This is a genomic window from Polynucleobacter sp. 30F-ANTBAC (assembly GCF_018882385.1).
GTDB lineage: Bacteria > Pseudomonadota > Gammaproteobacteria > Burkholderiales > Burkholderiaceae > Polynucleobacter.
Map to the genome: position 1 here is coordinate 1100209 of NZ_JACVON010000001.1, position 26309 is coordinate 1126517.

The 26309-nt window shown below is 43.2% G+C and carries 27 protein-coding genes; 2 read left to right on the forward strand and 25 right to left on the reverse strand.

The features are described from left to right. Nucleotides 1-11 precede the first annotated feature (11 nt). Nucleotides 12-599, reverse strand: a complete 588-nt coding sequence (hisB, locus tag ICN28_RS05210; RefSeq protein WP_216286702.1) for an imidazoleglycerol-phosphate dehydratase HisB — start codon at nucleotides 597-599, stop codon at nucleotides 12-14. A gap of 125 nt (nucleotides 600-724) precedes the next feature. On the opposite strand from hisB, the gene hisC reads away from it, so the two are divergent. Next, nucleotides 725-1795, forward strand: a complete 1071-nt coding sequence (gene hisC, locus ICN28_RS05215; RefSeq protein WP_216286704.1) for a histidinol-phosphate transaminase — start codon at nucleotides 725-727, stop codon at nucleotides 1793-1795. On the opposite strand, the gene ICN28_RS05220 is transcribed toward hisC, so the two are convergent. The 24 genes from ICN28_RS05220 to ICN28_RS05335 form a co-directional block, all read right to left on the reverse strand. Next, on the reverse strand, nucleotides 1787-2179 hold the full coding sequence (locus ICN28_RS05220; RefSeq protein WP_216286706.1) for a PIN domain-containing protein: 393 nt from the start codon (nucleotides 2177-2179) through the stop codon (nucleotides 1787-1789). The genes hisC and ICN28_RS05220 overlap by 9 nt on opposite strands. Beyond that, nucleotides 2176-2418: an AbrB/MazE/SpoVT family DNA-binding domain-containing protein gene (locus ICN28_RS05225; RefSeq protein WP_216286707.1), complete on the reverse strand. Its 243-nt coding sequence runs from the start codon at nucleotides 2416-2418 to the stop codon at nucleotides 2176-2178. The genes ICN28_RS05220 and ICN28_RS05225 overlap by 4 nt, the downstream gene beginning before the upstream one ends. 90 nt (nucleotides 2419-2508) lie before the next feature. Then, a complete protein-coding gene (locus tag ICN28_RS05230; protein WP_216286708.1) occupies nucleotides 2509-2754 on the reverse strand; it encodes a hypothetical protein in 246 nt (81 codons plus the stop codon). A gap of 3 nt (nucleotides 2755-2757) precedes the next feature. Further along, nucleotides 2758-3102 (reverse strand): CCDC90 family protein, encoded by a 345-nt coding sequence (locus ICN28_RS05235; protein ID WP_216286709.1) that lies wholly within the window; start codon nucleotides 3100-3102, stop codon nucleotides 2758-2760. 162 nt (nucleotides 3103-3264) lie between these two features. Beyond that, nucleotides 3265-4590: a histidinol dehydrogenase gene (gene hisD, locus ICN28_RS05240; protein ID WP_216286710.1), complete on the reverse strand. Its 1326-nt coding sequence runs from the start codon at nucleotides 4588-4590 to the stop codon at nucleotides 3265-3267. Nucleotides 4591-4604: 14 nt separating this feature from the next. After that, nucleotides 4605-5243, reverse strand: coding sequence for an ATP phosphoribosyltransferase (gene hisG, locus ICN28_RS05245; protein ID WP_216286711.1), 639 nt, complete (start codon nucleotides 5241-5243; stop codon nucleotides 4605-4607). A gap of 7 nt (nucleotides 5244-5250) precedes the next feature. Then, entirely contained in the window at nucleotides 5251-6534 is a 1284-nt protein-coding gene (murA, locus tag ICN28_RS05250) for a UDP-N-acetylglucosamine 1-carboxyvinyltransferase (protein WP_216286924.1), read from the reverse strand. 72 nt (nucleotides 6535-6606) lie between these two features. After that, a complete protein-coding gene (locus tag ICN28_RS05255; protein ID WP_216286712.1) occupies nucleotides 6607-6846 on the reverse strand; it encodes a BolA family protein in 240 nt (79 codons plus the stop codon). 18 nt (nucleotides 6847-6864) lie between these two features. Then, the gene (locus ICN28_RS05260; RefSeq protein ID WP_370626444.1) at nucleotides 6865-7659 is read right to left on the reverse strand and encodes an ABC transporter permease; all 795 of its coding nucleotides are present in this window, start codon (nucleotides 7657-7659) and stop codon (nucleotides 6865-6867) included. Next, nucleotides 7656-8399 carry an ABC transporter ATP-binding protein gene (locus ICN28_RS05265; RefSeq protein ID WP_216286714.1) on the reverse strand — a complete coding sequence of 248 codons (744 nt, stop codon included), beginning with the start codon at nucleotides 8397-8399 and terminating at the stop codon, nucleotides 7656-7658. The genes ICN28_RS05260 and ICN28_RS05265 overlap by 4 nt, the downstream gene beginning before the upstream one ends. Next, nucleotides 8396-8674, reverse strand: a complete 279-nt coding sequence (locus ICN28_RS05270; protein WP_216286716.1) for a lipid asymmetry maintenance protein MlaB — start codon at nucleotides 8672-8674, stop codon at nucleotides 8396-8398. Before ICN28_RS05270 ends, ICN28_RS05265 begins: the two co-directional genes overlap by 4 nt. Before the next feature lie 12 nt (nucleotides 8675-8686). After that, nucleotides 8687-9328, reverse strand: a complete 642-nt coding sequence (locus ICN28_RS05275; protein ID WP_216286718.1) for an ABC transporter substrate-binding protein — start codon at nucleotides 9326-9328, stop codon at nucleotides 8687-8689. Nucleotides 9329-9363: 35 nt separating this feature from the next. Continuing rightward, nucleotides 9364-10104: a VacJ family lipoprotein gene (locus ICN28_RS05280; RefSeq protein ID WP_216286720.1), complete on the reverse strand. Its 741-nt coding sequence runs from the start codon at nucleotides 10102-10104 to the stop codon at nucleotides 9364-9366. Nucleotides 10105-10162: 58 nt separating this feature from the next. Further along, nucleotides 10163-10639, reverse strand: a complete 477-nt coding sequence (gene mlaD / locus ICN28_RS05285) for an outer membrane lipid asymmetry maintenance protein MlaD (protein ID WP_216286722.1) — start codon at nucleotides 10637-10639, stop codon at nucleotides 10163-10165. A gap of 26 nt (nucleotides 10640-10665) precedes the next feature. Then, nucleotides 10666-11454, reverse strand: coding sequence for a lipid asymmetry maintenance ABC transporter permease subunit MlaE (gene mlaE / locus ICN28_RS05290; protein ID WP_216286723.1), 789 nt, complete (start codon nucleotides 11452-11454; stop codon nucleotides 10666-10668). After that, nucleotides 11451-12263, reverse strand: coding sequence for an ABC transporter ATP-binding protein (locus tag ICN28_RS05295; RefSeq protein ID WP_216286928.1), 813 nt, complete (start codon nucleotides 12261-12263; stop codon nucleotides 11451-11453). The genes mlaE and ICN28_RS05295 overlap by 4 nt, the downstream gene beginning before the upstream one ends. Nucleotides 12264-12342: 79 nt before the next feature. After that, nucleotides 12343-13806, reverse strand: a complete 1464-nt coding sequence (locus tag ICN28_RS05300; RefSeq protein WP_216286724.1) for a glutamate synthase subunit beta — start codon at nucleotides 13804-13806, stop codon at nucleotides 12343-12345. A gap of 31 nt (nucleotides 13807-13837) precedes the next feature. After that, nucleotides 13838-18586, reverse strand: a complete 4749-nt coding sequence (locus tag ICN28_RS05305) for a glutamate synthase-related protein (RefSeq protein ID WP_370626445.1) — start codon at nucleotides 18584-18586, stop codon at nucleotides 13838-13840. Between the two features lie 215 nt (nucleotides 18587-18801). Continuing rightward, a complete protein-coding gene (locus ICN28_RS05310) occupies nucleotides 18802-19500 on the reverse strand; it encodes a transposase (RefSeq protein WP_216286725.1) in 699 nt (232 codons plus the stop codon). Between the two features lie 5 nt (nucleotides 19501-19505). Further along, nucleotides 19506-20615, reverse strand: a complete 1110-nt coding sequence (locus ICN28_RS05315; RefSeq protein WP_216286726.1) for a deoxyguanosinetriphosphate triphosphohydrolase — start codon at nucleotides 20613-20615, stop codon at nucleotides 19506-19508. 5 nt (nucleotides 20616-20620) lie between these two features. Beyond that, nucleotides 20621-21703, reverse strand: coding sequence for a 3-dehydroquinate synthase (gene aroB / locus ICN28_RS05320; protein WP_216286727.1), 1083 nt, complete (start codon nucleotides 21701-21703; stop codon nucleotides 20621-20623). Next, entirely contained in the window at nucleotides 21700-22224 is a 525-nt protein-coding gene (locus ICN28_RS05325) for a shikimate kinase (RefSeq protein WP_370626447.1), read from the reverse strand. The genes aroB and ICN28_RS05325 overlap by 4 nt, the downstream gene beginning before the upstream one ends. 10 nt (nucleotides 22225-22234) lie before the next feature. Then, nucleotides 22235-23344 (reverse strand): type II and III secretion system protein, encoded by a 1110-nt coding sequence (locus ICN28_RS05330; protein ID WP_216286728.1) that lies wholly within the window; start codon nucleotides 23342-23344, stop codon nucleotides 22235-22237. Beyond that, entirely contained in the window at nucleotides 23341-23796 is a 456-nt protein-coding gene (locus tag ICN28_RS05335; RefSeq protein WP_216286729.1) for a hypothetical protein, read from the reverse strand. The genes ICN28_RS05330 and ICN28_RS05335 overlap by 4 nt, the downstream gene beginning before the upstream one ends. Before the next feature lie 196 nt (nucleotides 23797-23992). On the opposite strand from ICN28_RS05335, the gene ICN28_RS05340 reads away from it, so the two are divergent. Continuing rightward, the gene (locus tag ICN28_RS05340; RefSeq protein ID WP_216286731.1) at nucleotides 23993-26302 is read left to right on the forward strand and encodes a penicillin-binding protein 1A; all 2310 of its coding nucleotides are present in this window, start codon (nucleotides 23993-23995) and stop codon (nucleotides 26300-26302) included. Nucleotides 26303-26309: the final 7 nt, after the last annotated feature.

The following is a 26309-nucleotide window of genomic DNA, read 5'->3' on the forward strand; positions in this document are numbered from 1 at the left end:
AAGTGAGTGGCTTACAAGCTGCCTTTGGTTGATGGCACAACACCGCTCGCACGTGGATCCAACTCTAGAGCCATGCGTAAAGCACGACCGAAGGCTTTAAAAACCGTCTCCACTTGATGGTGAGCATTGATGCCACGCAAATTATCAATGTGCAAAGTGACGCCAGCGTGATTCACAAATCCGCGGAAAAATTCAATCGTGAGATCCACATCAAAATCTCCCACACGAGCACGCGTGAAAGGCACATGGAACTCTAAACCTGGACGACCTGAAAAATCGACAACCACTCGCGACAAGGTTTCATCCAATGGCACATAAGAATGGCCATAACGGGTGATACCCTTTTTATCGCCCACTGCTTTAGCGATAGCTTGACCTAGCGTAATGCCGACATCTTCAACCGTGTGGTGATCATCAATATGGGTATCTCCTTTTGCAGTCACTGCCAAATCAATCATCCCGTGTCGGGCGATCTGATCGAGCATATGATCTAGGAAAGGAACCCCAGAATTAAGTTGAGCTTGACCCGTGCCATCTAAATTGAGGGCAATCTGAATTTGAGTCTCGGACGTGTTTCTTGTGACATCTACTTGGCGCATATCGTCATAATATCACCGTCCTCATGAAATTCCACCCCGTGGTAATCTCTTGAACACGCTGATTCTTAAAGAAATTAGCTAAAAACCATCGAAAAAACATTCAGAAAACAAGGTAAGACATCAAGATGAGCCGATTTTGGAGCAAAACTGTTAAAAATTTGACCCCTTACGTACCCGGGGAACAGCCCAAATTAAGCCAATTGATCAAGCTCAACACCAATGAGAGCCCTTATGGACCGTCTCCAAAAGTACTCATGGCCATTGCCGCTGCCAATAATGATGCGCTTCGCCTGTATCCAGACCCAAATTCAGATGCTTTAAAACAATCGATTGCCAAAATCCATAACCTTCAAGCCAATCAAGTATTTGTTGGCAATGGCTCCGATGAAGTATTGGCCCACGCTTTTCTAGGGCTACTCAAACAAGACCACCCTATTCTTTTTCCGGATATCACCTACAGCTTTTACCCGGTTTATTGCAATCTGTACGACATCGCCTTTGAAACGATTCCTTTAACCGAAAACTTCTCAATTGATATAACCGACTACATTCAGAAAAATAATGGCAAAAATGGGGGCATTATTTTCCCCAACCCGAATGCTCCAACTGGCAAAGCATTGGCATTGGGACAAATTAAAGCGCTACTTCAAGCCAATACTGAAAGTGTCATCGTCATTGATCAAGCCTATGTTGATTACGGCACAGAATCAGCCGTTGATTTGGTGAATGAGTTCCCGAATTTATTAATCACTCACACCCTCTCAAAATCTTATGCATTAGCTGGACTGCGAGTGGGGTATGCCGTGGGTCACCCTGATCTCATTGAAGCACTAGAACGGGTTAAAAATAGTTTTAACTCTTACCCGATTGATAAGCTAGCGATGGCAGGCGCCATCGCCGCTATTGATGACCAAGACTACCTCAAGAGAATTAGCAAAGCGGTTGTTCAGACCCGAGAAACTCTCATCGAGGATCTCAGCCAACTCGGTTTTCAAACCATTCCATCACACGCTAATTTTGTTTTCACGAAACATCCTGAAAAAGATGCCGCAGAAATTGCTGCGGTCTTGCGTGAAAAACACATCATTGTTCGCCATTTCAAAATGGCACGCATTGATCAGTATTTAAGAATCACGATTGGTACGGATGAGCAGTGCGCCATGTTAGTGAAAAACTTAAAGGACTTTTTAAAGTAAAGTCATTCCTGAGAGCTTGCTAGCTTTCTTGTCAAATGTAAATGTTTCCGTGCAGCCGTCATTGCTTGATATCACGGAAATTAAACAATCAGAGTAATCAACATTTGTTTCTTTGAATAATTGAAGCGCTCGCCAGAGTAACTCTGAGTTTTCCTTTTTAATTTCTCGCGCTTTTAATAGTCCCTCAATCACTCTAATGACATCTTGCTTGTTGAGTTCATAACAGGACTCTAGAACCCAAACGACCTCAGCCATAGTGATATTTGAAAAATACCCTAGTCTATCCCCTCTGAGGCTTTCGATTAATAATGATGCTTTTTTTGACTGGGCTACATCATCTTGCATGATGTAGCGAATTAGAACATTTGTATCTAGGCCGATCATACTTTTAAGGCTGCCTTTTTAATGACAGCGTCTCTCATTTCATCAAGGCTAATTTTTCTCTTTGGTTTTTCAAAAATCCCTTTAATGTCTGAAATCCGAGCATTTGCTGCAACGACCTCATAACGACCATCTCCAACCTTTATAAACTCTACGCTATCCCCTACGTCAAGTTGCAAATCGTGCCTTACTTGTATTGGAATAGTTATTTGCCCCTTGCTAGTTATTTTTGCCTCAGGCATGATTAACTCCTTACTTATACGTATATTCCTTATATTAAAGTAAGGTGTCAAATTTGACAACAAAGCCATATTCGTCATGTTTCCCTTTATTTAAAACCTATTGTTAATCATTGAAATAATAAATATGGCTACACCCAATACGCCAGCCTTGATAGTCATACGCTGCTCCAAACATTTCATTTCATAATGAATTTCATAACGCATTTCTTTAAGATCGCCCTTAGTAGCAATATCTGAATGTCTTCTTGATTCACTGATAACTGCTGTTATAACTTCAGCATAATTTTCAGGAATACCCGCAGTCTCCATTCGTTTGATAGTCTTATACGTATCCATTAATTAAATACCCTTAATAATGAATACCACGGCACTAAAACCAATCGACATGCATGCCACGATCAAGCCACCGAGGCGGTTAAATAATTTGCTTGTCAAAACATCCGCCATGCAATTTATTTTTTCCTCTAAATGTGTGACCTTACTATTTAAAAAATTAAACTTATCATCAATTTTTTGATTAAGCTGATCCCTCACTTCGTATAACTCTTTCTTTGTTGCAAAATCTTGCATGGCATGATGAGTCGTTCCCACACCTTCTGTAATGGCTTCTGCCTGGGATTCCGTAAAGCCAACTGCCTGCAATGATTTTGCATATTGAAGATTACTCAATACAGGGCTATTCATTTTGATCTCCTCTTAAAGCAACATTTTATAGTTTTTATAAGTAATAAATCAAATCACCAAAAGTAATGCCACACGTGTTGTGTGCCATTACTTTTGTTTAATTTAGAGATTTGGTTTCTTGCTTGTCGCTTGTCGGTTATCGATTACGATTACCATTCATTACTACTTGAGTCGTAACTCTGCAGCCCGCGCATGTGCTTGCAAGCCTTCACCATGAGCGAGGGTACTAGCAATCTGTCCTAGCTTTTGAGCACCAGCAGCACTCACCTCAATCATGCTAGAACGTTTAATGAAATCATAAACGCCTAAAGGTGACGAGAAACGAGCTGTTCTCATTGTGGGTAAAACGTGATTAGGACCTGCGCAATAATCACCTAAAGACTCGCTAGTGAATGGCCCCATAAAGATAGCGCCAGCATGACGAATCAACTCTGCCCATTGACGAGGGTTCTCAGCAGAAATTTCTAAATGTTCTGCAGCAATTGAGTTGGCAATCTCACACGCTTCAGCCATATCTTTCACCAAAATCATGGCACCACGATCTTGTAGTGATTGGCGAATGACAGCTTGCCTTGGCATTTCTGGTAAAAACTTTTGGATGCTAGCTTGCACTTGATCTATAAAACTTTGATCAGGACATAGCAAAATCGATTGAGCTAATTCATCATGCTCTGCTTGAGAAAACAAATCCATCGCGACCCAATCTGGATTTGTTTTGCCATCACACAAAACTAAAATCTCAGAAGGTCCTGCAATCATATCAATGCCAACCGTACCAAATACTCGACGCTTTGCTGCCGCCACATATGCATTACCTGGACCAACAATCTTATCGACCGCTGGGATAGTTTCTGTACCGTAAGCCAAAGCACCAACAGCTTGCGCACCACCAATCGTGAACGCGCGATCCACACCTGCCACAGCAGCTGCGGCAAGCACCAAAGGATTGCGCACGCCATCAGGTGTAGGAACCACCATGATCACTTCACCAACACCAGCCACTTTGGCAGGAATCGCATTCATCAAAACAGAAGATGGATAGGCCGCTTTACCACCTGGCACATATAAACCTGCTCGATCCAGAGGCGTTACTTTTTGCCCCAAGCGCGTGCCATCTTCATCGGCGTAATCCCAGCTGTGGCAACCCGACTCTAATTTCTGTCGCTCATGGTAACTTTTAACTCGAGCTGCAGCTGCTTCAAGAGCATCTCTTTGATCTTTGGGCAAGCCATTAAGGGCAGCGAGTAAATCTTCTTTTGAAATTTCTAATGCTTTAACGGAGCTCGCCTGATTGGCATTTATGCGATCAAACTTTTGGGTGTACTCCAATACAGCAGCGTCACCTCTGTTGCGGACATCCGCCAAAATTTTTGCAGCCGCCGAATCAATAGCCGCATCATCCTCTGCTGAAAATGCCATAAGATTTTTCAAATCTTTTGCAAAGTTGGCATCTTGGCTATTGAGTTGGCGGACTGTGAATTTTGTCATCTTGATTGGCTTATTTAAACTTTAGCAAAAGCATCCAATAAAGGTTGTAATTCATCACGGCGGCGCTTAAACGCTGCTTGATTTACAACCAAGCGTGAACTAATTTCACCGATGACTTCAACTTCTTTCAACTGATTTGCTTTAAGCGTATTGCCCGTCGACACCAAATCAACGATCGCATCGGCTAAACCTACTAAAGGTCCCAATTCCATAGAACCATACAGTTTGATCAAATCAACGTGAACGCCTTTATTTGCAAAATGCTCACGTGCTTGCTGAACATACTTTGTAACCACTCTCAACCGTGCACCTTGGCGGACTGCACTAGCGTAGTCAAAACCTTCACGTACTGCAACCGATAAACGGCATTTTGCAATACCCAGATCAATAGGCGCGTATAGACCATCCATGCCATGCTCGGCTAAAACGTCATAGCCAGCAACGCCAATATCTGCAGCTCCATATTGCACATACGTCGGCACATCTGACGCACGCACAATGATCACACGAAGATTGGGGCTAGATGTTGGTAGGATCAATTTACGAGAAGACTCAGGGTCTTCCGATACAGTAATGCCCGCCTTGGCCAACATTGGCAAGGTTTCATCAAAAATACGGCCCTTTGAGAGCGCTAAGGTAATCATATTAGACATGGCTCTATTATTTCACGCGCGCAATATTTGCGCCTACTGCTGCTAATTTCCGTTCCATACGGTCGTAACCTCGGTCCAAATGATAAATTCGATCAACGATCGTTTCACCTTTTGCGGCCAACCCAGCAATCACTAAACTAGCTGAAGCTCGCAAGTCGGTTGCCATCACAATGGCACCAGACAACGTACCCACACCCTCGGTGGTGGCAGTATGACCCTCAATCACAATATTAGCGCCCAAGCGATTCAACTCTTGCACATGCATGAAACGATTTTCAAAAATAGTTTCCGTCACACGGGAAGTGCCTTGCGCTATCGCATTCATAGCCATAAACTGCGCCTGCATATCTGTTGGAAATGCCGGGTACTCAGATGTTTTAAAACTGACCGCTTTCGGGCGCTGATTCATCTTGACATGGATCCAATCAGGACCAACCTCAATCTGAAGTCCTGCTTCACGTAACTTATCAATCACCACATCCAAGGTATCGGGGCGGGCGTTTTTAATCATTAAATCTGCGCCCAGCTCACCCATTGCCCCAGCTGCGCATAAGAAAGTACCTGTTTCAATACGGTCCGGAATAATGCTGTGCTCAGCAGCATGGAGTTTTTTAACCCCCTGAATGATCAAACGATCCGTACCTAAACCGCTAATCTTGGCACCCATCTTAATCAGCAACTCAGCCAAATCAGTTACCTCTGGCTCACGAGCTGCATTTTCTAAAATCGTTTCACCCTCAGCTAAAACGGCAGCCATTAAGAGATTCTCAGTACCGGTGACAGTAATCATGTCTGTCAATATTTTGGCGCCGGTTAAGGCGTTTGGATTTTTACCAAATTTCGCCTCAATATAACCATGCTCAATACGAATCTCAGCTCCCATAGCTTTAAGACCTTTGATGTGCTGATCAACTGGGCGTGCACCGATTGCGCAACCACCTGGTAAAGAAACTTTCGCGCGACCAAAGCGAGCGAGTAACGGGCCTAATACCAAAATAGAGGCACGCATTGTTTTAACTAGATCGTATGAAGCCTCTGGCGTATGAATATCAGCCCCATCCAAAACAACCACGGAGCGATCTTCAGGATTTGGGAAAGTCACCTTCAAACCCATTTGAGCCAAAATTTTCAAAATCGTTCTGACATCTTGAAGATCAGGCAAATTACGTAGGGTAATAGGCTCAGAACTCAAAAGTGCTGCACATAGAATTGGTAATGCTGCATTTTTAGCACCGGTGATGATAATTTCACCTTTTAATGGCTGCCCACCTTGAATAGCTAACTTTTCCACTGTTGATCTCAAAAACTTTCTTAAAGGGGTGGCAGCTCATTCTCCCACCAGTTTTACTAATTGCGATGAATCTTATTGCGCTTGATGTTCTGCAGGCGTCAATGCTTTAAAGGATAAAGCATGAATCTCGGCTTTCATCCGGTCACCCAAAGCCGCATAAACTTTTTGATGGCGCTGCACCAATCTCAAACCCGCGAACTCATCGCTAACAATCGTCGCAAAAAAATGTTGTCCATCACCTTCAACAGTAATGAACTGGCATGTAATGCCTTGCTCGATATAAGATTTAACTAGCTCAGGGGTCGGTAGCATCTTGACTCACTTAGTTGATTAATGACGTAATTTATAGCCCGATGCTAGCATGCGCAAAGCAATCAGCCCAACAATAACTAAAAAAGCGCCAATGATTATGAGACTCATCCAAGGCGAAACATCCGATGCGCCAAAAAAACCAAATCTAAATCCATCAATCATATAAAAAAATGGGTTGAAATGAGAAATGGTCTGCCACACTGCAGGCAAGGTATGGATCGAATAAAACACACCTGACAACATGGTTGCTGGCATGATAAAAAAGTTTTGGAAGGCCGCTAATTGATCAAACTTTTCAGCCCAAATACCGCCAATTAAACCTAATGCACCCAGCACCGCAGAACTAAGTAAACCAAAAGTAACGATCCATAGAGGGTATTCAAAATGAATATCAGTAAACCAGCAAGTTGCCAATAAAACACCCAACCCCACCACTAAACCACGAACCATTGCCGCTAGAACATAAGCAGCGAAAAACTCAAAGTGTGACAAAGGTGCTAATAAAACAAAAATTAAATTGCCGGTAATTTTTGATTGAATAATTGACGAGGAGGTATTCGCAAAAGAATTCTGCAAAAGACTCATCATCACTAAACCTGGAATTAAAAATGACGTGTAGTTGATCGCCCCATAAACTTTGACATGATCTTCCAGGACATGGCCAAAAATCATGAGGTACAAAATGGCGGTTAAAACAGGTGCAGCGACCGTCTGAAAACTCACTCGCCAAAAGCGTTTAACTTCTTTATAAAAAAGAGCGAAAAAACCACTGGTTGCATTGTGATTAGAGGTAAATGAAGTCTGAGGAATCACGATGCGCTCTCCTCATTCATGATTTGCATAAAGACATCTTCAAGATCGCCATCACGAGTATCTTTATTCTTAACCCGGCCCAATAAATTGGCTGTTGTATCTAGAGCAACAATTTGCCCTTTCTTAAGCATGGCAATCCGCCCACATAACTGCTCAGCCTCTTCAAGGTAATGAGTGGTTAGAACTATTGTGTGCCCCTCTTGATTTAAGCGACTTACAAACTTCCATAAGGACTGACGCAGTTCCACATCGACGCCCGCAGTTGGCTCATCCAACACAATCACAGGTGGGCGGTGGACTAATGCTTGAGCAACCAATACACGTCGCTTCATACCACCCGACAAGGCGCGCATATTTTGATTGGCCTTATCAGTAAGGCCTAAGTGATGCATGATTTCATCAATCCAATCAGCATTATTCTTAATCCCAAAATAGCCCGACTGAAATTCTAAAGTTTCACGAACATTAAAGAATGGATCAAAAACCAACTCTTGTGGCACGATGCCTAAAAGACGTCTTGCCATCCTAAAATCAGCTTGAACATCATGCCCCATGACTCGAGCATGACCTGAACTTGGACGACACAGTCCCGCCAAAATAGATATCAAGGTTGTTTTGCCAGCACCGTTTGGGCCTAACAAACCAAAAAATTCACCTTCTTGAATTTCTAAATTAATGTGGTCAAGTGCCTTCAGTGAACCGTAGTTTTTACTAAGGTCTTCAAACGCAATAGCACTCATGACAAAACAATATCTGCTAAGTCATAAACTTTAGCCAAGCTAGCCAGCTTTTCAGGAACATTATTCAAATGAATAGCGACTGATGATTTTTCAGCTCTGCGCTTGATAGATAAGATCAAACTTAATGCAGTAGAGTCAAACGACTTCAACTCTTGGCAATTTATTGTTAAGGAGTCACTAGAAGGTAATGCCTTTAGAATTTTTTCAATAGCCAATAAAACATCTTCAACATTCTCATGTGAAATGATTGCTGGCAATTGATAGATTTGGCTCATTACGGTCATGCTTTATTTGTTGGTTGATAAAGCAGTATTGCGGTCTTGAAGAAATTTAATCAAACCTTCAATACCACCCTTACTCACTTGATCATTAAATTGATTTCTATAAGACTCAACCAACCAGGCCCCTAGGATATTGATATCGTAGACCTTCCAACCAGTAGCACCTTTTTCCAAACGGTAATCCAACTGGATCGGCTCGCCCTTACCAACAACCGCAGTTCGAACGACTACATCCGTATCATCAGCCGAGCCTCTAAAGGGTTTGTATTGAACTTTTTGATCTTTAACTTGAGCCAATGCTCCACCGTAAATACGAATTAAAAGTACTTTAAATTCTTGCGTAATCTGTGCCTGCTGAGCAGGGCTAGCTTTAGACCAATTCCGACCCATTGACATTCGGGTTGTTTTTTGAAAATCGCTATAAGGCAAAATCTTTTGATCCACTAGCGCGTTGATTTTTCTTAAATCACCTGACTGAATGGCTTTGTCATTTTTAATGGTTGTCATGACATCATCAACCACAAACTTCACTAAGCCATCGGGTGTAGATGCAACTGCCTTCACGTCTTGCGCTTGAGCGCCCCCCATCACCAATACTAGAAATAGTGCTTGTATTGAAAAAATAATTTTATTTAATAATGAACGCATATATTAATTTGTCTTTTGTAATGTAAATATGAAAATTATTCTTCTTTGAGTGGTGGCGGCTCACCATCGTAAATCTGACTGCGACGACGCTGCAAGTAACCATCTCTCAAAAAGCTATATTTATCAAAAGCTGCATCTTCCAACAATTGACCCGCATCCAATAAATCAGCGCGACGATTAATAATTCTTAAGCCGTTGATCGCAATTTTTTCATCGGAATTTAACTTGTTTGTATTGATCATGAAATCTGTTTCCACATCAACCACAAAACCAACGGTATCTCTCACGTTACTAGGGCCAAAGAAAGGTAAAACCACATAAGGACCATCACCAATACCCCACACACCCAGAGTTTGACCAAAATCCTCGCGATTTTTATCTAAGCCCATATCGGTGGCCACATCAAATAAACCCAAAACACCAATGGTGGAGTTAACAAAGAAACGGCCGATATCACTTGCCGCATTACCTGGCTTACCTTGCAATAAATTATTAGCAGCAATGAGTACGTCATTAATATTGCTAAAGAAGTTAGTCACGCCTGTTCTTACAAACTCAGGCAGAATAAACTGATACCCTTCAGCTATTGGCTTAATAACATACTGATCCGCTGTTTCATTAAAAGAAAAAACAGCGCGGTTAACTCGCTCAAATGGATCAATTTGCGCAACACGTTCTGTTTGCTGAATCGACGCGCATGCAGTTAAGGCAAGAACACACGCCATTAAAATACTTTTTAAAAACTGATGACTTAACTGATGACTTAGTCGACCCATGATGTTGTTTATTCTTTTATCTTATTAAATATGATTGAAATAACTAATGCTTTATAAATTATTTCTTGTCCGCAGGCGCTGAGTCTGATGCTTTGTTGTACAAAAATTGACTAATTAAGTTTTCTAAAACAATTGCTGACTGTGTTTGAACTAATTTGCCACCTTGACTGATCATTGCTTCATCTCCACCAGCTTCAATACCAATATATTGCTCACCCAATAATCCGGATGTCAAAATTTTTGCAGAGCTATCTTTAGGGAACTGATAGCGCGTTTCAAAATTCATCACGACGGTTGCTTGATAGCTTTGATCATCAAAACGAATTTCAGCCACTCGACCTACTACGACACCCGCACTTTTAACAGGAGCTCTTGGCTTTAAGCCGCCAATGTTGTCAAACTTGGCACTTACTTGATAAGTAGGCTCAAACGTAAATGCACTCATATTGCCCGCTTTTAGCGCCAAAAATAGCAAAGCTAAAAGCCCTAGAGCAACAAATAACCCTACCCAAATGTCTAATGATTGTTTTTTCATATTTTTCTAAATTTTATAAGACTTTATCAGCTTGAGAACATCACTGCAGTTAATAAGAAATCTAAAGCTAAGACCGCTAAGGAAGCAATCACCACGGTTCTGGTAGTGGCTCTTGCAACACCCTCTGGTGTTGGCTTAGCTTCATAACCTTGGAAAAGGGCTATGAAAGTGACCGCCACACCAAAAACCATACTTTTAATCACACCGTTACCGATATCTTGAGCAACATCGACACCCGCTTGCATCTGAGCCCAGAAAGCCCCCTCATCCACCCCAATCAGAGGAACGCCAACCAAATACCCGCCCATAATGCCAACCGCACTAAAAATAGCAGCCAAAATAGGCATTGCAATAATGCCGGCCCATAATCTCGGAGCAACCACTCTTGTTAATGGGTCAACCGCCATCATTTCCATAGCACTTAACTGCTCACCGGCTTTCATTAATCCAATCTCTGCGGTTAAAGAAGTACCTGCACGACCAGCAAATAAGAGTGCTGTGACAACCGGGCCTAATTCGCGAGTTAAAGAAAGTGCCACCAATAGACCTAAAGCTTGCTCAGATCCATATCTATTTAAGGTGTAGTAGCCCTGCAAGCCCAGTACAAAGCCTACAAATAAACCTGAGACCGCAATAATCACAAATGAATAATTACCAACAAAATGAATTTGATCGGTCACCAAGCGAGGTCGCTTCAGAAGAAATACGGAACGACGCATAATCGTCAAAAACATCCTGGTGGCATAACCTAAGCCATACAGGTTTTCTCTGACAAATGAACCTAGGCCACCTAACGTATTCAAAATAGCATTCATACCGAGGCTCCAAAGTCTTCCGCCAGAGTTTTTCCAGGGTAATGAAAAGGTACTGGACCATCAGGCTCTGCAGAAACAAATTGCTTAACAAATGGATCTTCTGATGCTCTCAAGTCATCCGGCGTTCCCTCTGCAGCAATCCCACCGTTTGCAATGAAATAAACATAATCTGCAATTTCAAATGTTTCAGGAATGTCGTGCGTTACCAAAATACTCGTTGCGCCAAGTGCCGCATTCATATTTTTAATTAAGCGGGCTGTGATTCCTAAGGAGATAGGATCTAAACCTGCAAATGGCTCATCGTACATAATCAACGGCGGATCCAGAGCGATTGCTCTTGCCAAGGCAACGCGCCTAGCCATACCGCCGGAAATTTGTGAGGGCATTAAATCGCGAGCACCGCGCAAACCCACCGCATTTAATTTCATCAGAACTAAATCGCGCAAGGTTTCTTCACTAATGGGGGTGTGCTCTCTCAATGGAAAGGCCACGTTTTCAAAAACACTCATGTCTGTAAAGAGAGCGCCAAACTGAAATAGCATCCCCATACGACGGCGCACACTCATTAACTGAGACGTATTCATGAGACCCACATCTTGACCCTCAAAAAGAACCTGGCCTTTTTGAGCATTCACTTGACCGCCAATGAGTCTCAACACAGTGGTTTTGCCACAACCGGACCCGCCCATGACAGCAATTACTTTGCCACGAGGAAACTCCATGTTTAAACCGGAAAGAATAGTTCTTTCTCCCGGCGCATAGGAGAAATCAACCCCCTTCAACGAAACGATTGATTGAGTGCTTGCCATGTTTTTATGTGACTCTGCCACTATGCTTCCTAATTGGGTCATAGTGGCAGTGTATCAATATCAACTGAAGTGGAGAAGATTAACGAGGTAATACGCTACTTCCCATCAAGAACTCATCAACGGCACGAGCACATTGACGACCTTCACGAATTGCCCAAACGACTAAAGATTGTCCGCGACGCATATCACCAGCCGCAAACACTTTAGGAACGTTGGTGTAATAAGCTTTTTCACCTTCGGTATTTGCCTTGGCATTGCCACGGGCATCCTTCTCTACACCAAATGCATCGAGTACTTGTTGCGCAGGAGAAACAAAGCCCATTGCTAAAAATACCAAATCAGCTTTCATTTCAAACTCACTGCCAGCGATTTCTTGCATCTTGCCATCTTTCCACTCTAGACGGACACCGATCAGCTTTTCAACTTTGCCATTTTTTCCTTCAAAGCGCTTCGTTGCTACCGACCAATCACGATCACAACCTTCATCATGAGAAGAAGACGTGCGCAATTTCGTTGGCCAATACGGCCAAACCAAAGGCTTATTCTCTTCTGCTGGTGGTTGAGGCAATAACTCAAACTGAGAAATAGATGCGGCACCATGGCGGTTCGATGTACCCACACAATCTGAACCTGTATCACCGCCACCAATCACAATCACGTGCTGACCATCGGCACGGATTTCATTTTTGTTATCTCCAGCAACTTCTTTGTTTTGTGGAATCAAAAACTCTAATGCGTAATGGATGCCAGATAATTCACGACCAGGAACCGGTAAATCACGAGGCTGCTCTGCACCACCCGTAATAATCACCGCATCAAAGTCTTTTTCAAGCTGCGCTGGAGAAACTACTTTTTTGGAATAATTCTTAACCTCTTGACCAAGCGCTTCTTTACCAACAAAAGTACCTGTTTCAAATTTAACGCCTTCGGCTTTCATTTGCTCAACGCGACGATCAATTAAACCTTTCTCCATTTTGAAGTCAGGGATACCGTAACGAAGCAAACCGCCTACACGATCATTTTTCTCGTACAAAGTCACATCATGACCCGCACGGGCTAACTGCTGTGCTGCTGCCATACCTGCAGGACCAGAGCCAACAATGGCGACCTTCTTACCGGTCTTTTGCTTCGGCGGCTGTGGCTTCACCCAATCACTGGCCCAAGCTTTATCAATGATGGCATGTTCAATAGACTTAATACCAACTGGAGCCTCGTGAATACCTAATGTACATGCCGCCTCACATGGTGCTGGACAAATACGACCCGTGAATTCAGGGAAGTTATTGGTTGAGTGCAACACATCAATCGCTTGCTTCCAATCCTGCTGATAAACCAAATCATTGAAATCAGGGATGATGTTGTTAACAGGGCAACCGCTATTACAAAATGGAATGCCGCAATCCATGCAGCGCGCACCCTGAGTTTTTGCTTCGTCATCCGTTAACGCTAATACAAATTCTTTGTAATGCTTAACGCGTTTCTTAGGCTCCTCATAATGCTCACTGAGGCGCTCGTATTCCATGAATCCAGTAACCTTACCCATCACTAATCCTTTATCTCTTGACCTAATTAACTTAAACAGAAGCTGCTTTTTTAGTAGCTTGAGATTTCTCCCAGAGCTCGCCTAAAGCACGCTTATATTCAGTTGGGAATACTTTGACAAAACGTGCTCGTGACTTTTCCCAGTCAGCCAAAATTTCTTTGGCACGCTCTGAACCTGTGTGTTTGAAATGACGCTCAATTAAGTTCTTCAAGATAACCTCGTCCGTTAGACGCTCGCCACCTTCTTTAACATTAACAGGCGCATGCCACTCTGATTTTGGTAATTTGGCTTCTTGCTCTGCAGAAGTTAATACTGACTCAAGAGTCGCCATACTTGTATTGCAACGTTTACCAAATAAACCATCTTCGTCATAAACGTAAGCAATACCGCCACTCATACCAGCAGCAAAGTTTCTACCTGTTAAGCCAAGAGCAACCACTGTGCCACCTGTCATGTATTCGCATCCATGGTCACCAGTGCCTTCAACCACTGCAATAGCACCGGAATTACGAACTGCAAAACGCTCACCAGCAACACCGTTGAAGAATGCTTCACCAGCTACAGCGCCGTAAAGAACTGTATTACCAACGATGATGTTTTGTGATGTTTGACCACGGAACTCATGAGGTGCACGAACGATCACGCGACCACCTGATAATCCCTTACCAACATAGTCGTTACCATCGCCAACCAAATCAACTGTGACACCGTGCGCCAAGAAAGCGGCAAAACTTTGACCAGCAGTTCCGTTTAGTTGAATATGAATCGTGTCATCAGGCAATCCTTCGTGACCATAACGCTTAGCCACTTCACCAGACAACATGGCGCCCGCCGTACGATTCACGTTCTTAATCGGCTGAATGAAAGATACACGCTCGCCTTTTTCTAAAGCCGCTTTTGATTTTTCGATCAACACATGATCAAGAGCCGTTGATAAACCATGATCCTGGGTTTCAACTTGCAAACGTGGCACGCTAGCGTCCACATTTGGAGCCTGGAAAATCTTCGTGAAATCTAAACCGCGAGCTTTCCAATGCTCAATACTCTTCTTAGTATCTAAATATTCTGTATGACCAATTAAGTCATCGAACTTACGAATACCTAACTGAGCCATAATCTCACGAGCCTCTTCCGCGATAAAGAAGAAGAAGTTCACCACGTGCTCAGGCTTGCCTGAGAATTTTTTACGTAACTCAGGATCTTGAGTCGCCACACCCACTGGGCAAGTATTGAGGTGACACTTACGCATCATGATGCAACCCTCAACGACGAGCGGTGCTGTTGCGAAACCGAATTCATCAGCTCCCAATAGAGCGCCAATCACCACGTCACGACCAGTTTTCATTTGGCCATCTGCTTGAACACGAATACGACTGCGTAAACCATTCAAAACTAAAGTTTGCTGTGTTTCAGCTAAACCTAATTCCCATGGGCTACCAGCATGCTTAATTGAAGATAGCGGTGAAGCACCTGTACCGCCGTCATGTCCGGCAATCACTACGTGATCTGCTTTAGCTTTTGCGACACCCGCTGCTACAGTACCGACACCCACTTCAGACACCAACTTCACTGAAATGTCCGCTTTGCTATTCACATTCTTCAAGTCGTGAATGAGCTGCGCTAAATCTTCAATGGAATAAATATCATGGTGCGGAGGAGGTGAAATCAAACCTACACCTGGTACAGAGTAACGTAACTTACCAATGTAATCCGATACTTTAGAACCGGGCAGTTGACCGCCTTCGCCTGGCTTTGCACCTTGCGCCATTTTGATTTGGATCTGATCTGCAGAAGTTAAATATTCAGCAGTGACACCAAATCGGCCTGAAGCCACTTGTTTGATCTTAGAGCGTAATGAATCACCTGCACTCAATGGAATGTTGGCTTCAATGACATCATCACCCAAAATACTTGCAAGAGTTTCACCCTGCTTAACAGGAATTCCTTTTAGTTCGTTGCGATAACGTTTGTTATCTTCACCACCTTCACCGGTATTGGATTTGCCACCAATACGGTTCATCGCAATAGCTAAAGTTGCATGCGCCTCTGTTGAAATCGAACCCAATGACATCGCACCGGTTGCAAAACGTTTAACGATTTCTTTTGCAGACTCAACTTCATCCAAAGGAATAGCTTTACTTGGATCAATCTTGAACTCAAACAAACCACGCAATGTCATATGACGCTTGGTCTGGTCATTGATGATGTTCGCGTACTCTTTGTATGTTTGGTAGCCGCCTTTTTCAGGACCTTGACGTGTGGAGTGCTGAAGCTTAGCAATCGAATCAGGTGTCCACATGTGATCTTCACCACGAACTCGGAATGCATACTCACCACCAGCATCCAACATATTTGTTAATGTGGGATCTGCACCAAAGGCCAAGCTGTGCATCTTGATCGCTTCTTCAGCGACATCAAATACACCAATACCACCTACGTTTGACGCTGTACCTTTGAAGTACTTATCAATCAACTCTTTATTCAAACCAATAGCTTCAAAAATCTGCGCACCGGTATAAGACATGTAAGTTGAGATACCCATCTTAGACATGACTTTTTGTAAACCTTTACCAACAGCTTTTGTAAAGTTCTTAACTACCTTGTCAGCAGATAGATCACCCTTCAAGCCCTTAGCCATATCCACCAATGTTTCCATTGCCAAGTACGGGTGAACTGCTTCAGCACCATAACCTGCTAACAATGCAAAGTGATGTGTTTCACGCGCACTACCGGTCTCAACCACTAAACCAGTGCTTGTGCGTAAACCTTTTTCAACCAAATGTTGATGAATCGCTGAAGTTGCCAAAAGTGCTGGAATAGCTACGTGATCAGCGGCCACCTGACGGTCACTGATAATCATGATGTTGTAACCTGAATTCACAGCATCAACAGCTTCTGCACATAAAGAAGCCAAGCGAGCTTCCACACCTTCTTTACCCCATGCAGATGGATAGCAAATATCTAACTCATAGGAACGGAACTTGCCGCCGGTGTAGTGCTCAATGTGACGAATCTTCGCGATATCATCAAAATCCAAAACTGGTTGCGATACTTCTAAACGCATTGGAGGATTGATGTTGTTCGTATCTAATAAGTTAGGCTTTGGCCCAACAAATGACACCAATGACATCACCATGTTTTCACGGATTGGGTCGATTGGTGGATTAGTTACCTGAGCAAATAATTGCTTAAAGTAGTTATAGAGAGGTTTGTTCTTATTAGATAAAACAGCCAATGGACTGTCATTACCCATGGATCCGATCGCTTCTTCTCCTGAAGATGCCATTGGCGCCATCAAAAACTTGAGGTCTTCTTGGGTGTAGCCAAATGCTTGCTGACGATCCAATAGACTTGCTGCCGGACGAATTTTTTCAGCATCATCATTGATGTCGGCTTGCGTTGCATCAATCTCATCCAATTTAATACGAACAGCATCAATCCAGCTCTTATATGGCTTGGCTTTTGCTAAGGCATCTTTTAACTCAACGTCATCAATGATGCGACCCTGCTCCATATCAATTAGGAACATCTTGCCTGGCTGCAAGCGCCACTTTTTAACAATCTTGTTTTCTGGGAACGTTAAGACGCCCGCTTCTGAAGCCATGATGACCAAGTCATCATCTGTGACGTAATAACGTGCTGGACGTAAACCATTACGATCCAATGTCGCGCCAATTTGTCTACCATCTGTAAATGCAATTGCTGCAGGACCATCCCACGGTTCCATCATGGCGGCGTGGTATTCATAAAAAGCACGGCGGTTGTCATCCATCAATGTATGCTGTTCCCACGCTTCTGGGATCATCATCATCATGGCATGTGCCATTGGATAACCAGCCATCACCAATAACTCTAAACAGTTATCAAAGCTTGCCGTGTCTGATTGACCTGGATAAATTAACGGCCATAATTTTTGTAGATCATCGCCCAATACTGGAGAGCTAATGGCACCTGTGCGGGCATTGATCCAGTTCACGTTACCTTTAACGGTATTGATTTCACCATTATGCGCAATCATGCGGTATGGGTGAGCTAACTCCCATGCTGGGAACGTGTTGGTAGAGAAACGTTGATGAACCAACGCTAAGGCTGAAACAACTCGTGAATCTTTTAAATCTTTGTAATAGGCGCCCACTTGGTTAGCCAACAATAGACCTTTGTAAACAATGGTTCTAGCTGACATTGAGGTAACAAAATACTCTTTACCGTGTTGCAACTGCAGTGCTTGAATGGCGTGGCTACCTGTTTTACGAATCACATACAACTTACGCTCTAGCGCATCCGTTGTCATAATGTCTCGGCCACGGCCTATGAAAATTTGGCGAATAATTGGCTCTGTTTTGCGCACAGTTGGCGACATCGGCATATCAGCATCTACGGGTACATCTCTCCAGCCCAATACAACTTGTCCCTCATTGCGTACTGTTCTTTCTAACTCTTGCTCACATGCTAATCTGGAAGCGCTTTCTTTTGGCATGAAAACCATACCAACGCCGTACTCACCGAATGGAGGCAATGCCACCCCCTGTTTAGCCATTTCTTCACGGTAAAACTGATCAGGGATCTGAATCAAAATACCCGCGCCGTCACCCATTAAAGGATCAGCACCGACCGCTCCACGGTGATCAATGTTCTCAAGAATCTTTAGACCCTGAGTTACGATCTCGTGGCTTTTATGACCCTTGATATGAGCTACAAAACCAACGCCACATGCGTCGTGTTCATTAACTGGGTCATAGAGACCTTGCGCTTCAGGGCGCAATGAAGTTGAATTAGTCACGGAATATTCCTTCGGTAAGTAAATGCTGCCGCCTAGTGGAGACAGGAACACCCCAATAGCGGGGTTTTGGGTAACTATAGGGGAATACCCGCGTCCTTGCAATAGAAAATAATTAGTGTCTGTCACCAATTATTTCAAGGTCATTTTGCGTTTCTTATAAATAAGGGACAGAGTTAATCTTTTTGGTCTTTTATTTCCCAATGTTGGTGCAAAATTCAAATAACGGGCTTGATGATTTTAGGTCTACCGGCTCGTCTTGGCACTAAAGGCCGGGTTGTCTTGAGCGCCAGCTTCTCATGTCCAGAACTTGTCATCATAGGCCAACCATAATTTAAGTGATTACTCACTTTAATTACATCATTATTAGTTAATGGCTCACTCATTAACTTTTGCCAAGAGAGCTGTCTCTCAAAAGGGGTATTACCCAAACCCCAATAAAGTGAATGATCGGCTATCCAAGGCATTGTTTCAGCACCCACGTGGTGCCGATAACTTGACCAATGCCATTTTTCAGGCGTTTGTACCAGCCCTGACCTGACTGGATTTTGTTCAATATATTTCTGGCAAAGCAATAGATAAGCTTCGGGCTCAATCAATGAAGATTTAAATCTTCCCTCCCAAACTGTTCCTGTTCGCTGATGATTGTGATTAAACATTTGTGCATAACGGCGACTCACTGACTGCATCACACGGGACGCGCTCAGAGGTGTTTTGGGGGTGGCCAAAATATGTATATGACTGGGCATCAAAACAAAAGAATGAATGGCTAACTCATACTCTCTTGCTGCATCTCTTAACCACTCTAAGTAGGCCCTTCTTTCGTCATCTGAAAAAAATATGTCTTGAGCGTTGTGGCCCTTCACCATAATGTGTAAGGGGTAGCCTGCCAAAACAATTCTAGGTAGTCTGGCCATAGCTATTAAGGGACCAATTTCTGAAATTCTTTATTGGCATACCGATCTGTCATGCCGGCAATGTAGTGAGATATTCTGCGATATATCTCATCGTTTGGGCGAAAATCAATTGGTAAATCTTTGGGATGCTTTTCATAATGATGAAAAAGGCTAACAATCATTTCACTAGCTTTCTTTGTCATCGCATTAACTTGAGGATGGCGATATAAATTTTTAAATAAAAATCGCTTCATCTCTGTTGCCTGCTCCCGCATGTGATCTGAAAACGCTACCAATGGTTTTTGTTTCCTGACATCATCAACTGATAAAGGATTAAATAGTTGTATCCGTCTTTGCGTCTCTTTAACTAAATCATCAACCAAAACATGAATGATATGGCGAACAACTTCATAGACTAACCTGCGGTCGCTCAAACCTGGAAATGCATTTTCAACTTTTTCCTTTTGATCGCGCCACAAACCAACTTCACTCATTTGATCAATGGTTAATAAACCCGAACGAATGCCATCATCAATATCATGGTTGTTATAGGCAATTTCATCTGCAAGATTAGCTAATTGGGCCTCTAGGCTCGGTTGAGTTCCTTGAATAAATCTTTCACCTAAAAGACCTAAGGCTTGCGCATTCTTATGAGAGCAGTGCTTTAAGATCCCTTCGCGCGTTTCAAAAGATAAATTCAAGCCATCCCAACGGGCATAGCGCTCTTCTAAAAAATCAACAACCCATAAGCTCTGTAAATTATGTTCAAAACCACCGTAGGGTTTCATGCATTCATTGAGTGCATCTTGCCCAGCATGGCCAAATGGTGTGTGACCTAAATCATGTGCCAGAGAAATTGCTTCAACCAAATCCTCATTCAACTTTAAGCGCCTTGCAACAGCACGACCAATCTGAGCGACCTCAAGACTGTGGGTCAAGCGATTACGAAAATGATCGCCTTCATGATTTAGAAAAACTTGTGTTTTATATTCAAGTCGACGAAACGCTGTCGAATGAATAATTCGATCGCGGTCTCTTTGAAAAGGGCTTCTACCAGATTGAGTGGGCTCAATAGGCTCAGCATGAACTCGACCTATCGATGCGTTTTCTTGAACGGCATAGCTAGCCAAATTCATTAGATTTAAGCAGCCCCAGTAGCTTCTAAGGTTTGAATGACTAAATTGTCATCGACCGTTTTAATCGTGGATTGGCCAATACCTTCTAATAAGATGTAACGAACCTCACCACCCTCTGCTTTTTTATCAACACTCATTAATTCCATATAACGCGCCACGCCGAATTTAGGCGGAATGGAAGGTAGTTTTAATGAGGCTACCAAGTTCTTAATTCTCTGCTGATCAACTTCTAATAGGCGCCCCGTACGGACGGATAGATCAGCAGCCAAGACCATGCCACAACCAACGGCCTCACCATGCAACCATTCGCCGTAACCCATTCCTGCCTCGATAGCATGACCAAATGTATGACCAAAATTCAACGTAGCACGGATGCCACCTTCCTTTTCATCAAGAGCAACAACTTGAGACTTGATTTCACAGGATCTCAATACAGCATGCTCCATAGCCTTTGGATCGCAAGCATTTAATGGTTCAATATTTTTTTCCATCCATGAAAAGAAATCAGCATCAGCAATAGCGCCATGTTTAATGACCTCTGCCAAACCGGCAGCCAACTCTTTAGGCGGTAATGTTTTTAAGGTATCAAGATCCGCAATAACTGCTTGAGGTTGGTAAAAAGCACCAATCATGTTTTTACCCAGCGGGTGATTAATCCCTGTTTTCCCACCAACGGAAGAATCAACTTGCGATAGCAGAGTGGTTGGCACTTGAATAAAACGAATGCCACGCATGTAACTCGCAGCAGCAAAACCGGTCATATCACCAATTACACCACCACCCAAAGCCACTAAAGTGCTTTTTCTATCTGCGCCACTCTCTAATAAAGCATCAAATATTTTTTGAAGGGTTTCCCATGTTTTATAAACCTCACCATCCGGTAACACTACCAAGCGAACTTTTTGCCCCAGACTCTCAAGTGTTTTTACAACCCTATCGGCGTAAAGTGGCGCAACAGTCTCATTAGTCACTACAGCGCTAAAAGAACCCTTGAGATGCTTCTTATAAAGATCGGCTTGATCAATTAATTGTGACCCAATGTGGATTGGGTAACTGCGCTCACCGAGCTCAAGTTCAAGTGTTTTCATTTTGACAATTCAAATTGCATTATTAATGTATTGACCAGCTGAGAAACGCTGGGCTTACCCGTATCAATAGTATGGTGAGCAGCATCCTGATAGAGAGGGTCTCTTTGTTCATATAGCTTCTCTAAAGTTAGTCTTGCATCCCCCTGATTCAGCAATGGACGCCCCTTATCATTTTTGGTACGCAACCATAGCTCATGGGGATTGGCTCTCAAATAGAAAACCATGCCGCGATTATGAAGGTTAGCCCTGTTTTCAGGTAAGAGAACAGCCCCACCACCGGTGGCTAGAACCAAATTCTTTTCTTGAGTTAACTCATCAATGACTTGCGCTTCACGCTTTCTAAAGCCAGCCTCACCTTCCATTTCAAAAATGGTTGGTATCTTGACACCGCAACGGGCCTCAATCTCATGATCCGTGTCTATAAAACGGCGCCCCAATCTCTTAGCCAAAAGGCGACCTACGGTTGTTTTACCCGCACCCATTAAACCGACTAAGAAGATATTTTCAACAATTGCATTCACAAGTGAGATTCTACTGAGGCTTTTGACCAGAAACCAAGGTTGGTGTTAAAAAAATTAATAACTCTGTTTTATCAACAGTTTTAGATTCTTGCCTAAATAAAGCCCCGATAAGTGGAATAGCACTTAAAAAAGGAGTGCTAGCCTTATCTTTTCTTTCCATATCCTGGAAAATGCCACCCAAAATCACCGTACCACCACTCTCTACCAATACCTGAGTTTTGACATGCTTGGTATCAATGGCAAATCCTTGCTCTGTTTTAAGACCCACGCTATCTTTATTGATATCGACATCTAAAACAATCATCTGATTCTTTTGGATTCGAGGCCGCACCTCTAATCTAAGATTAGCCTTCCTAAACTGCACCTTGGTTGCCCCTTGCCCAGCGGATGATTGATAAGGCAACTCTGTACCTTGCTCAATCAGTGCTTGAGAATTCTCGGCAGCTAATACTCTTGGATTTGAAATGATGTTCCCCATGCCACTTGACTCCAAAGCAGACAATTCAATTTGCAATGCCTGACCAGCTTGCTTACCTAGCAGACTAATGGCCGCGACACCAGGCTCAAACCCATGCAAACCAGCTGCGGGTAAAGAATGACCTCCGGATAAGTGCCCTGTTTGGGATTGATAGGCCAACTTGGCACCCAGATTTCTTGCAAACCTTCTTTCAGCCTCCACAATTCTTGCCTCAATCATGATTTGGCGAAGCTCTGTTTGATTTTGTTGAGATTTATTTTCTTGCTGCGAGCGATCTAATTGCTTTTTCTCAAATGAAACCACTTCTTCATAAGGCGCTACCCATAAGATATTTCGATCATATCGATGACCTAAAGACCTACTGGCTAGAACAGCATCAAATACAGCCTGCCATGATGCCTCTTTCATTTGAATACTCATCTGCCCAGTCACTTTTTCACTGAGCACTAAGTTAAGATCTCGAGCATCAGCAAGCATTTGCAGTAACTCTCGCACATCAATAGAGGGAAAATTTAAGCTCACTGTCTTCGTTGACTGAGAAGAACCGCCAACGGTTTCAGACTTGGATTGAACCGAAAATGGAATGCTCGCATATACCCCTCCTACAACAAGACAAGCCAGCATTTTTCTTCTATTTATCATGAGCCAGACTCCTCACGCATAACTTTGACAACGGCACCAGCTTCGGACTTACTGATCAAATGGTCATCCACTATCTCTGCAATGTGCCAGCTTGAATCTATTGACTGCCCCACCATAACCAATTGGCGACTGTTATTGATTTCAACCAACGCTTTTGTGACACCCTTGACCTTAATTGTTCCCCAGTAAACTATATGTGGATAAGACTCCACCTCTGACAACTCGTCATGTGTTTTTCTTAGCCCCTCAGTTTTTAGTTCTTCTTGTACTGAATTGGTTTGGATGACTAGAAGCTCGTAACTTCTAGTCATCCTTTCAATTTGAGCTTTGAATTCAAAATAGAATGCCCCTAATAAGAAAGAGATCGTAAGAACCACAGCGCTAAAGAACAGCGCCCCATAAATCAATACGGGATTTTGGTCTTTCAATAAAGAAGTTAATGGCGCGGTCATTTCGTTTTTTTCGAGTGAGACAGCATCAAAGGCATCAGAGCTTAGGTTTCGTTTAAACATCTGGCTATTCTGAATTCTTTAACAATTACAAAAAATCAGCTATTTCTGATTTTTTTGTAGGAAAAGGATGATTTCTAAGTAAAAGCCCCACCATGCTTTTTTAATTAAATAACCCAGCTTTATCTATAATCAGAACATGAGTTCAACACGCACCCCAGTTCGACCACCCTCAAGGCTAGGTAATGGGAAAAAGCCGAGAAATCCCAGCAGGAATTGGCAACAATTTCTGATTCGATGGGGTGTTTTTCTTGCTAGCTCAGGATTGATCTTAGTAGGCTTGGTTGCTGCTTATGCACTCATTATTGCTAAGCCGAATCTTCCAGATCTCGACACAATTACGGACTACAAACCTAAGGTCCCTCTACGAATTTATACAGCCGATAACGCATTGATCGGCGAGTTTGGCGAAGAACGTCGTAGCGTCATGTCTATTGATGAAATTCCAAGCTATCTTAAAAATGCTGTTGTTGCTATTGAAGATGAGCGTTTTTATGAACATGGTGGCGTTGACTATTGGGGCGTACTCAGAGCGACCCTAGCGAATCTTCGTGGCAGCTTAGCTCAAGGCGCCTCCACTATCACGATGCAAGTTGCTAGAAACTTTTTCCTAACCAATGAAAAATCGTTCAGCAGAAAACTTTATGAGGTTTTATTAGCTTGGAAAATTGAAGCCAATTTATCTAAAGAAAATATTCTTGAGCTTTACATGAACCAAATTTATCTTGGCCAAAGATCTTATGGTTTTGCTAGTGCAGCCCAAATTTATTTCGGCAAGGATGTTCGGCAAATTTCAATTGCTGAGGCGGCAATGTTGGCAGGGCTACCCAAGGCCCCTTCGGCATATAACCCTGTTGTTAATTATCGTCGCGCCAAAATTAGACAGGAATATATTCTTCAAAGAATGCGTGATCTCAAGATGATCACCGAGAGCCAATACCAATCAGCCCTTTCAGAAACATTGCATGTTCGTGGCATTGGAAGAGAGTTTGTGACAAAAGCCGATTACGTCGCAGAAATGGCGCGTCAGCTTCTAATTAGCGAATATGGAGATAGCATCTACACACAGGGGATGACCGTCATCACAACGATTCGACGAGCCGAACAAGATGCAGCCTATTCAGCAGTTCGCAAAGGCATCATGGACTATGAGCTACGCCATAAATACCGAGGTCCGGAAGGCTACATCAATTTGCCACCTGATGAAGTGCCAAGGCAAAGAGCAATTGATGATGCGCTCAGCGATCACCCAAGTAGCGATGATTTATTAGCGGGCGTAGTGACCCAAGCTGATATCAAAGAAATAAGTGTGGTCATTGCAACAGGAGACACCATAAAAATTAAGGGTGATGACCTGAAGCTTGGGAGCATTGCCTTATCTCCCAAGGCGCAACCAAAGCAACAAATTAAACCAGGCGCCATCATTCGCGTGTTGCCATTTGAGGGGCGCTGGATACTTGCTCAAATGCCTCAGGTTGAGGCAGCATTTGTAGCTGTAGATACGCATGATGGGGCTATTCGAGCATTAGTTGGTGGATTTGACCATAATAGAAATAAATACAATCACGTCTCCCAAGCTCAAAGACAACCAGGCTCTTCATTTAAGCCATTTGTATATGCGGCCGGCATTGAAAAAGGCATCATGCCCAACACGATTGCCAATGATGCTCCTCTTTCTATTAGCAGTTTAGAAACAGGCGGGCAGATGTGGGAGCCTAAAAACTACGATGGTAAGTTTGAAGGTCGCATGACGATTCGTACGGCATTAGCGAAATCTAAAAATTTAGTTTCTGTGCGTGTTATCCGAAAAATTGGCGCCCGCTATACGCAAGACTATGTTCAAAGATTTGGTTTTGAACCAGAAAAGCACCCGCCTTATTTAACTATGTCTTTGGGTGCAGGCTCTGTTACCCCGCTTCAATTAGCAACCGGTTACGGTGTTTTTGCAAATGGCGGCTACCGTGTTGAACCCTATCTCATTAGTAAAGTTTTAGATGCTAAAGGTCATGTTCTTTTTGAAGCTTCACCTCAAAAAGCTGGGGAAAGCCAAATTAGAGCACTTGATGCAAGAACTGCTTTTGTGATGGATAGCTTGCTTCAAGAGGTTACCAAAACAGGCACTGCTGCCAGTTCGCGCCCGGCTTTAGGAAGAAATGATATCGCCGGCAAGACTGGTACAACCAATGAATCAATGGATGCTTGGTTTGCAGGTTATCACCCAAGTGTCGTTGCAGTTGCATGGCTAGGCTTTGATAAACCGAAGAGCCTAGGTGACCGTGAAACAGGGGGTGGTTTAGCACTACCGATCTGGACTCGCTATATGAAAACTGCTCTTAACGGCGTTCCTGAGTCCCCTAGAGTGCCTCCTCCTGGTGTTACCCAACAAGATGGTGACTGGGTAATTCCTGAATTTTTACCATTCTTTGGAAGAGCAACGATTCTTGAGTAATCAATCA

What these genes read in the sequence shown, in the direction of transcription:
- hisB (WP_216286702.1), bottom strand. Translation starts at nt 599, where the DNA reads ATGCGCCAAGTAGATGTCACAAGAAACACGTCCGAGACTCAAATTCAG.
- hisC (WP_216286704.1), top strand. Translation starts at nt 725, where the DNA reads ATGAGCCGATTTTGGAGCAAAACTGTTAAAAATTTGACCCCTTACGTA.
- ICN28_RS05220 (WP_216286706.1), bottom strand. Translation starts at nt 2,179, where the DNA reads ATGATCGGCCTAGATACAAATGTTCTAATTCGCTACATCATGCAAGAT.
- ICN28_RS05225 (WP_216286707.1), bottom strand. Translation starts at nt 2,418, where the DNA reads ATGCCTGAGGCAAAAATAACTAGCAAGGGGCAAATAACTATTCCAATA.
- ICN28_RS05230 (WP_216286708.1), bottom strand. Translation starts at nt 2,754, where the DNA reads ATGGATACGTATAAGACTATCAAACGAATGGAGACTGCGGGTATTCCT.
- ICN28_RS05235 (WP_216286709.1), bottom strand. Translation starts at nt 3,102, where the DNA reads ATGAATAGCCCTGTATTGAGTAATCTTCAATATGCAAAATCATTGCAG.
- hisD (WP_216286710.1), bottom strand. Translation starts at nt 4,590, where the DNA reads ATGACAAAATTCACAGTCCGCCAACTCAATAGCCAAGATGCCAACTTT.
- hisG (WP_216286711.1), bottom strand. Translation starts at nt 5,243, where the DNA reads ATGTCTAATATGATTACCTTAGCGCTCTCAAAGGGCCGTATTTTTGAT.
- ICN28_RS05255 (WP_216286712.1), bottom strand. Translation starts at nt 6,846, where the DNA reads ATGCTACCGACCCCTGAGCTAGTTAAATCTTATATCGAGCAAGGCATT.
- ICN28_RS05265 (WP_216286714.1), bottom strand. Translation starts at nt 8,399, where the DNA reads ATGAGTGCTATTGCGTTTGAAGACCTTAGTAAAAACTACGGTTCACTG.
- ICN28_RS05270 (WP_216286716.1), bottom strand. Translation starts at nt 8,674, where the DNA reads ATGAGCCAAATCTATCAATTGCCAGCAATCATTTCACATGAGAATGTT.
- ICN28_RS05275 (WP_216286718.1), bottom strand. Translation starts at nt 9,328, where the DNA reads ATGCGTTCATTATTAAATAAAATTATTTTTTCAATACAAGCACTATTT.
- ICN28_RS05280 (WP_216286720.1), bottom strand. Translation starts at nt 10,104, where the DNA reads ATGGGTCGACTAAGTCATCAGTTAAGTCATCAGTTTTTAAAAAGTATT.
- mlaD (WP_216286722.1), bottom strand. Translation starts at nt 10,639, where the DNA reads ATGAAAAAACAATCATTAGACATTTGGGTAGGGTTATTTGTTGCTCTA.
- mlaE (WP_216286723.1), bottom strand. Translation starts at nt 11,454, where the DNA reads ATGAATGCTATTTTGAATACGTTAGGTGGCCTAGGTTCATTTGTCAGA.
- ICN28_RS05295 (WP_216286928.1), bottom strand. Translation starts at nt 12,263, where the DNA reads ATGGCAAGCACTCAATCAATCGTTTCGTTGAAGGGGGTTGATTTCTCC.
- ICN28_RS05300 (WP_216286724.1), bottom strand. Translation starts at nt 13,806, where the DNA reads ATGGGTAAGGTTACTGGATTCATGGAATACGAGCGCCTCAGTGAGCAT.
- ICN28_RS05310 (WP_216286725.1), bottom strand. Translation starts at nt 19,500, where the DNA reads ATGGCCAGACTACCTAGAATTGTTTTGGCAGGCTACCCCTTACACATT.
- ICN28_RS05315 (WP_216286726.1), bottom strand. Translation starts at nt 20,615, where the DNA reads ATGAATTTGGCTAGCTATGCCGTTCAAGAAAACGCATCGATAGGTCGA.
- aroB (WP_216286727.1), bottom strand. Translation starts at nt 21,703, where the DNA reads ATGAAAACACTTGAACTTGAGCTCGGTGAGCGCAGTTACCCAATCCAC.
- ICN28_RS05330 (WP_216286728.1), bottom strand. Translation starts at nt 23,344, where the DNA reads ATGATAAATAGAAGAAAAATGCTGGCTTGTCTTGTTGTAGGAGGGGTA.
- ICN28_RS05335 (WP_216286729.1), bottom strand. Translation starts at nt 23,796, where the DNA reads ATGACCGCGCCATTAACTTCTTTATTGAAAGACCAAAATCCCGTATTG.
- ICN28_RS05340 (WP_216286731.1), top strand. Translation starts at nt 23,993, where the DNA reads ATGAGTTCAACACGCACCCCAGTTCGACCACCCTCAAGGCTAGGTAAT.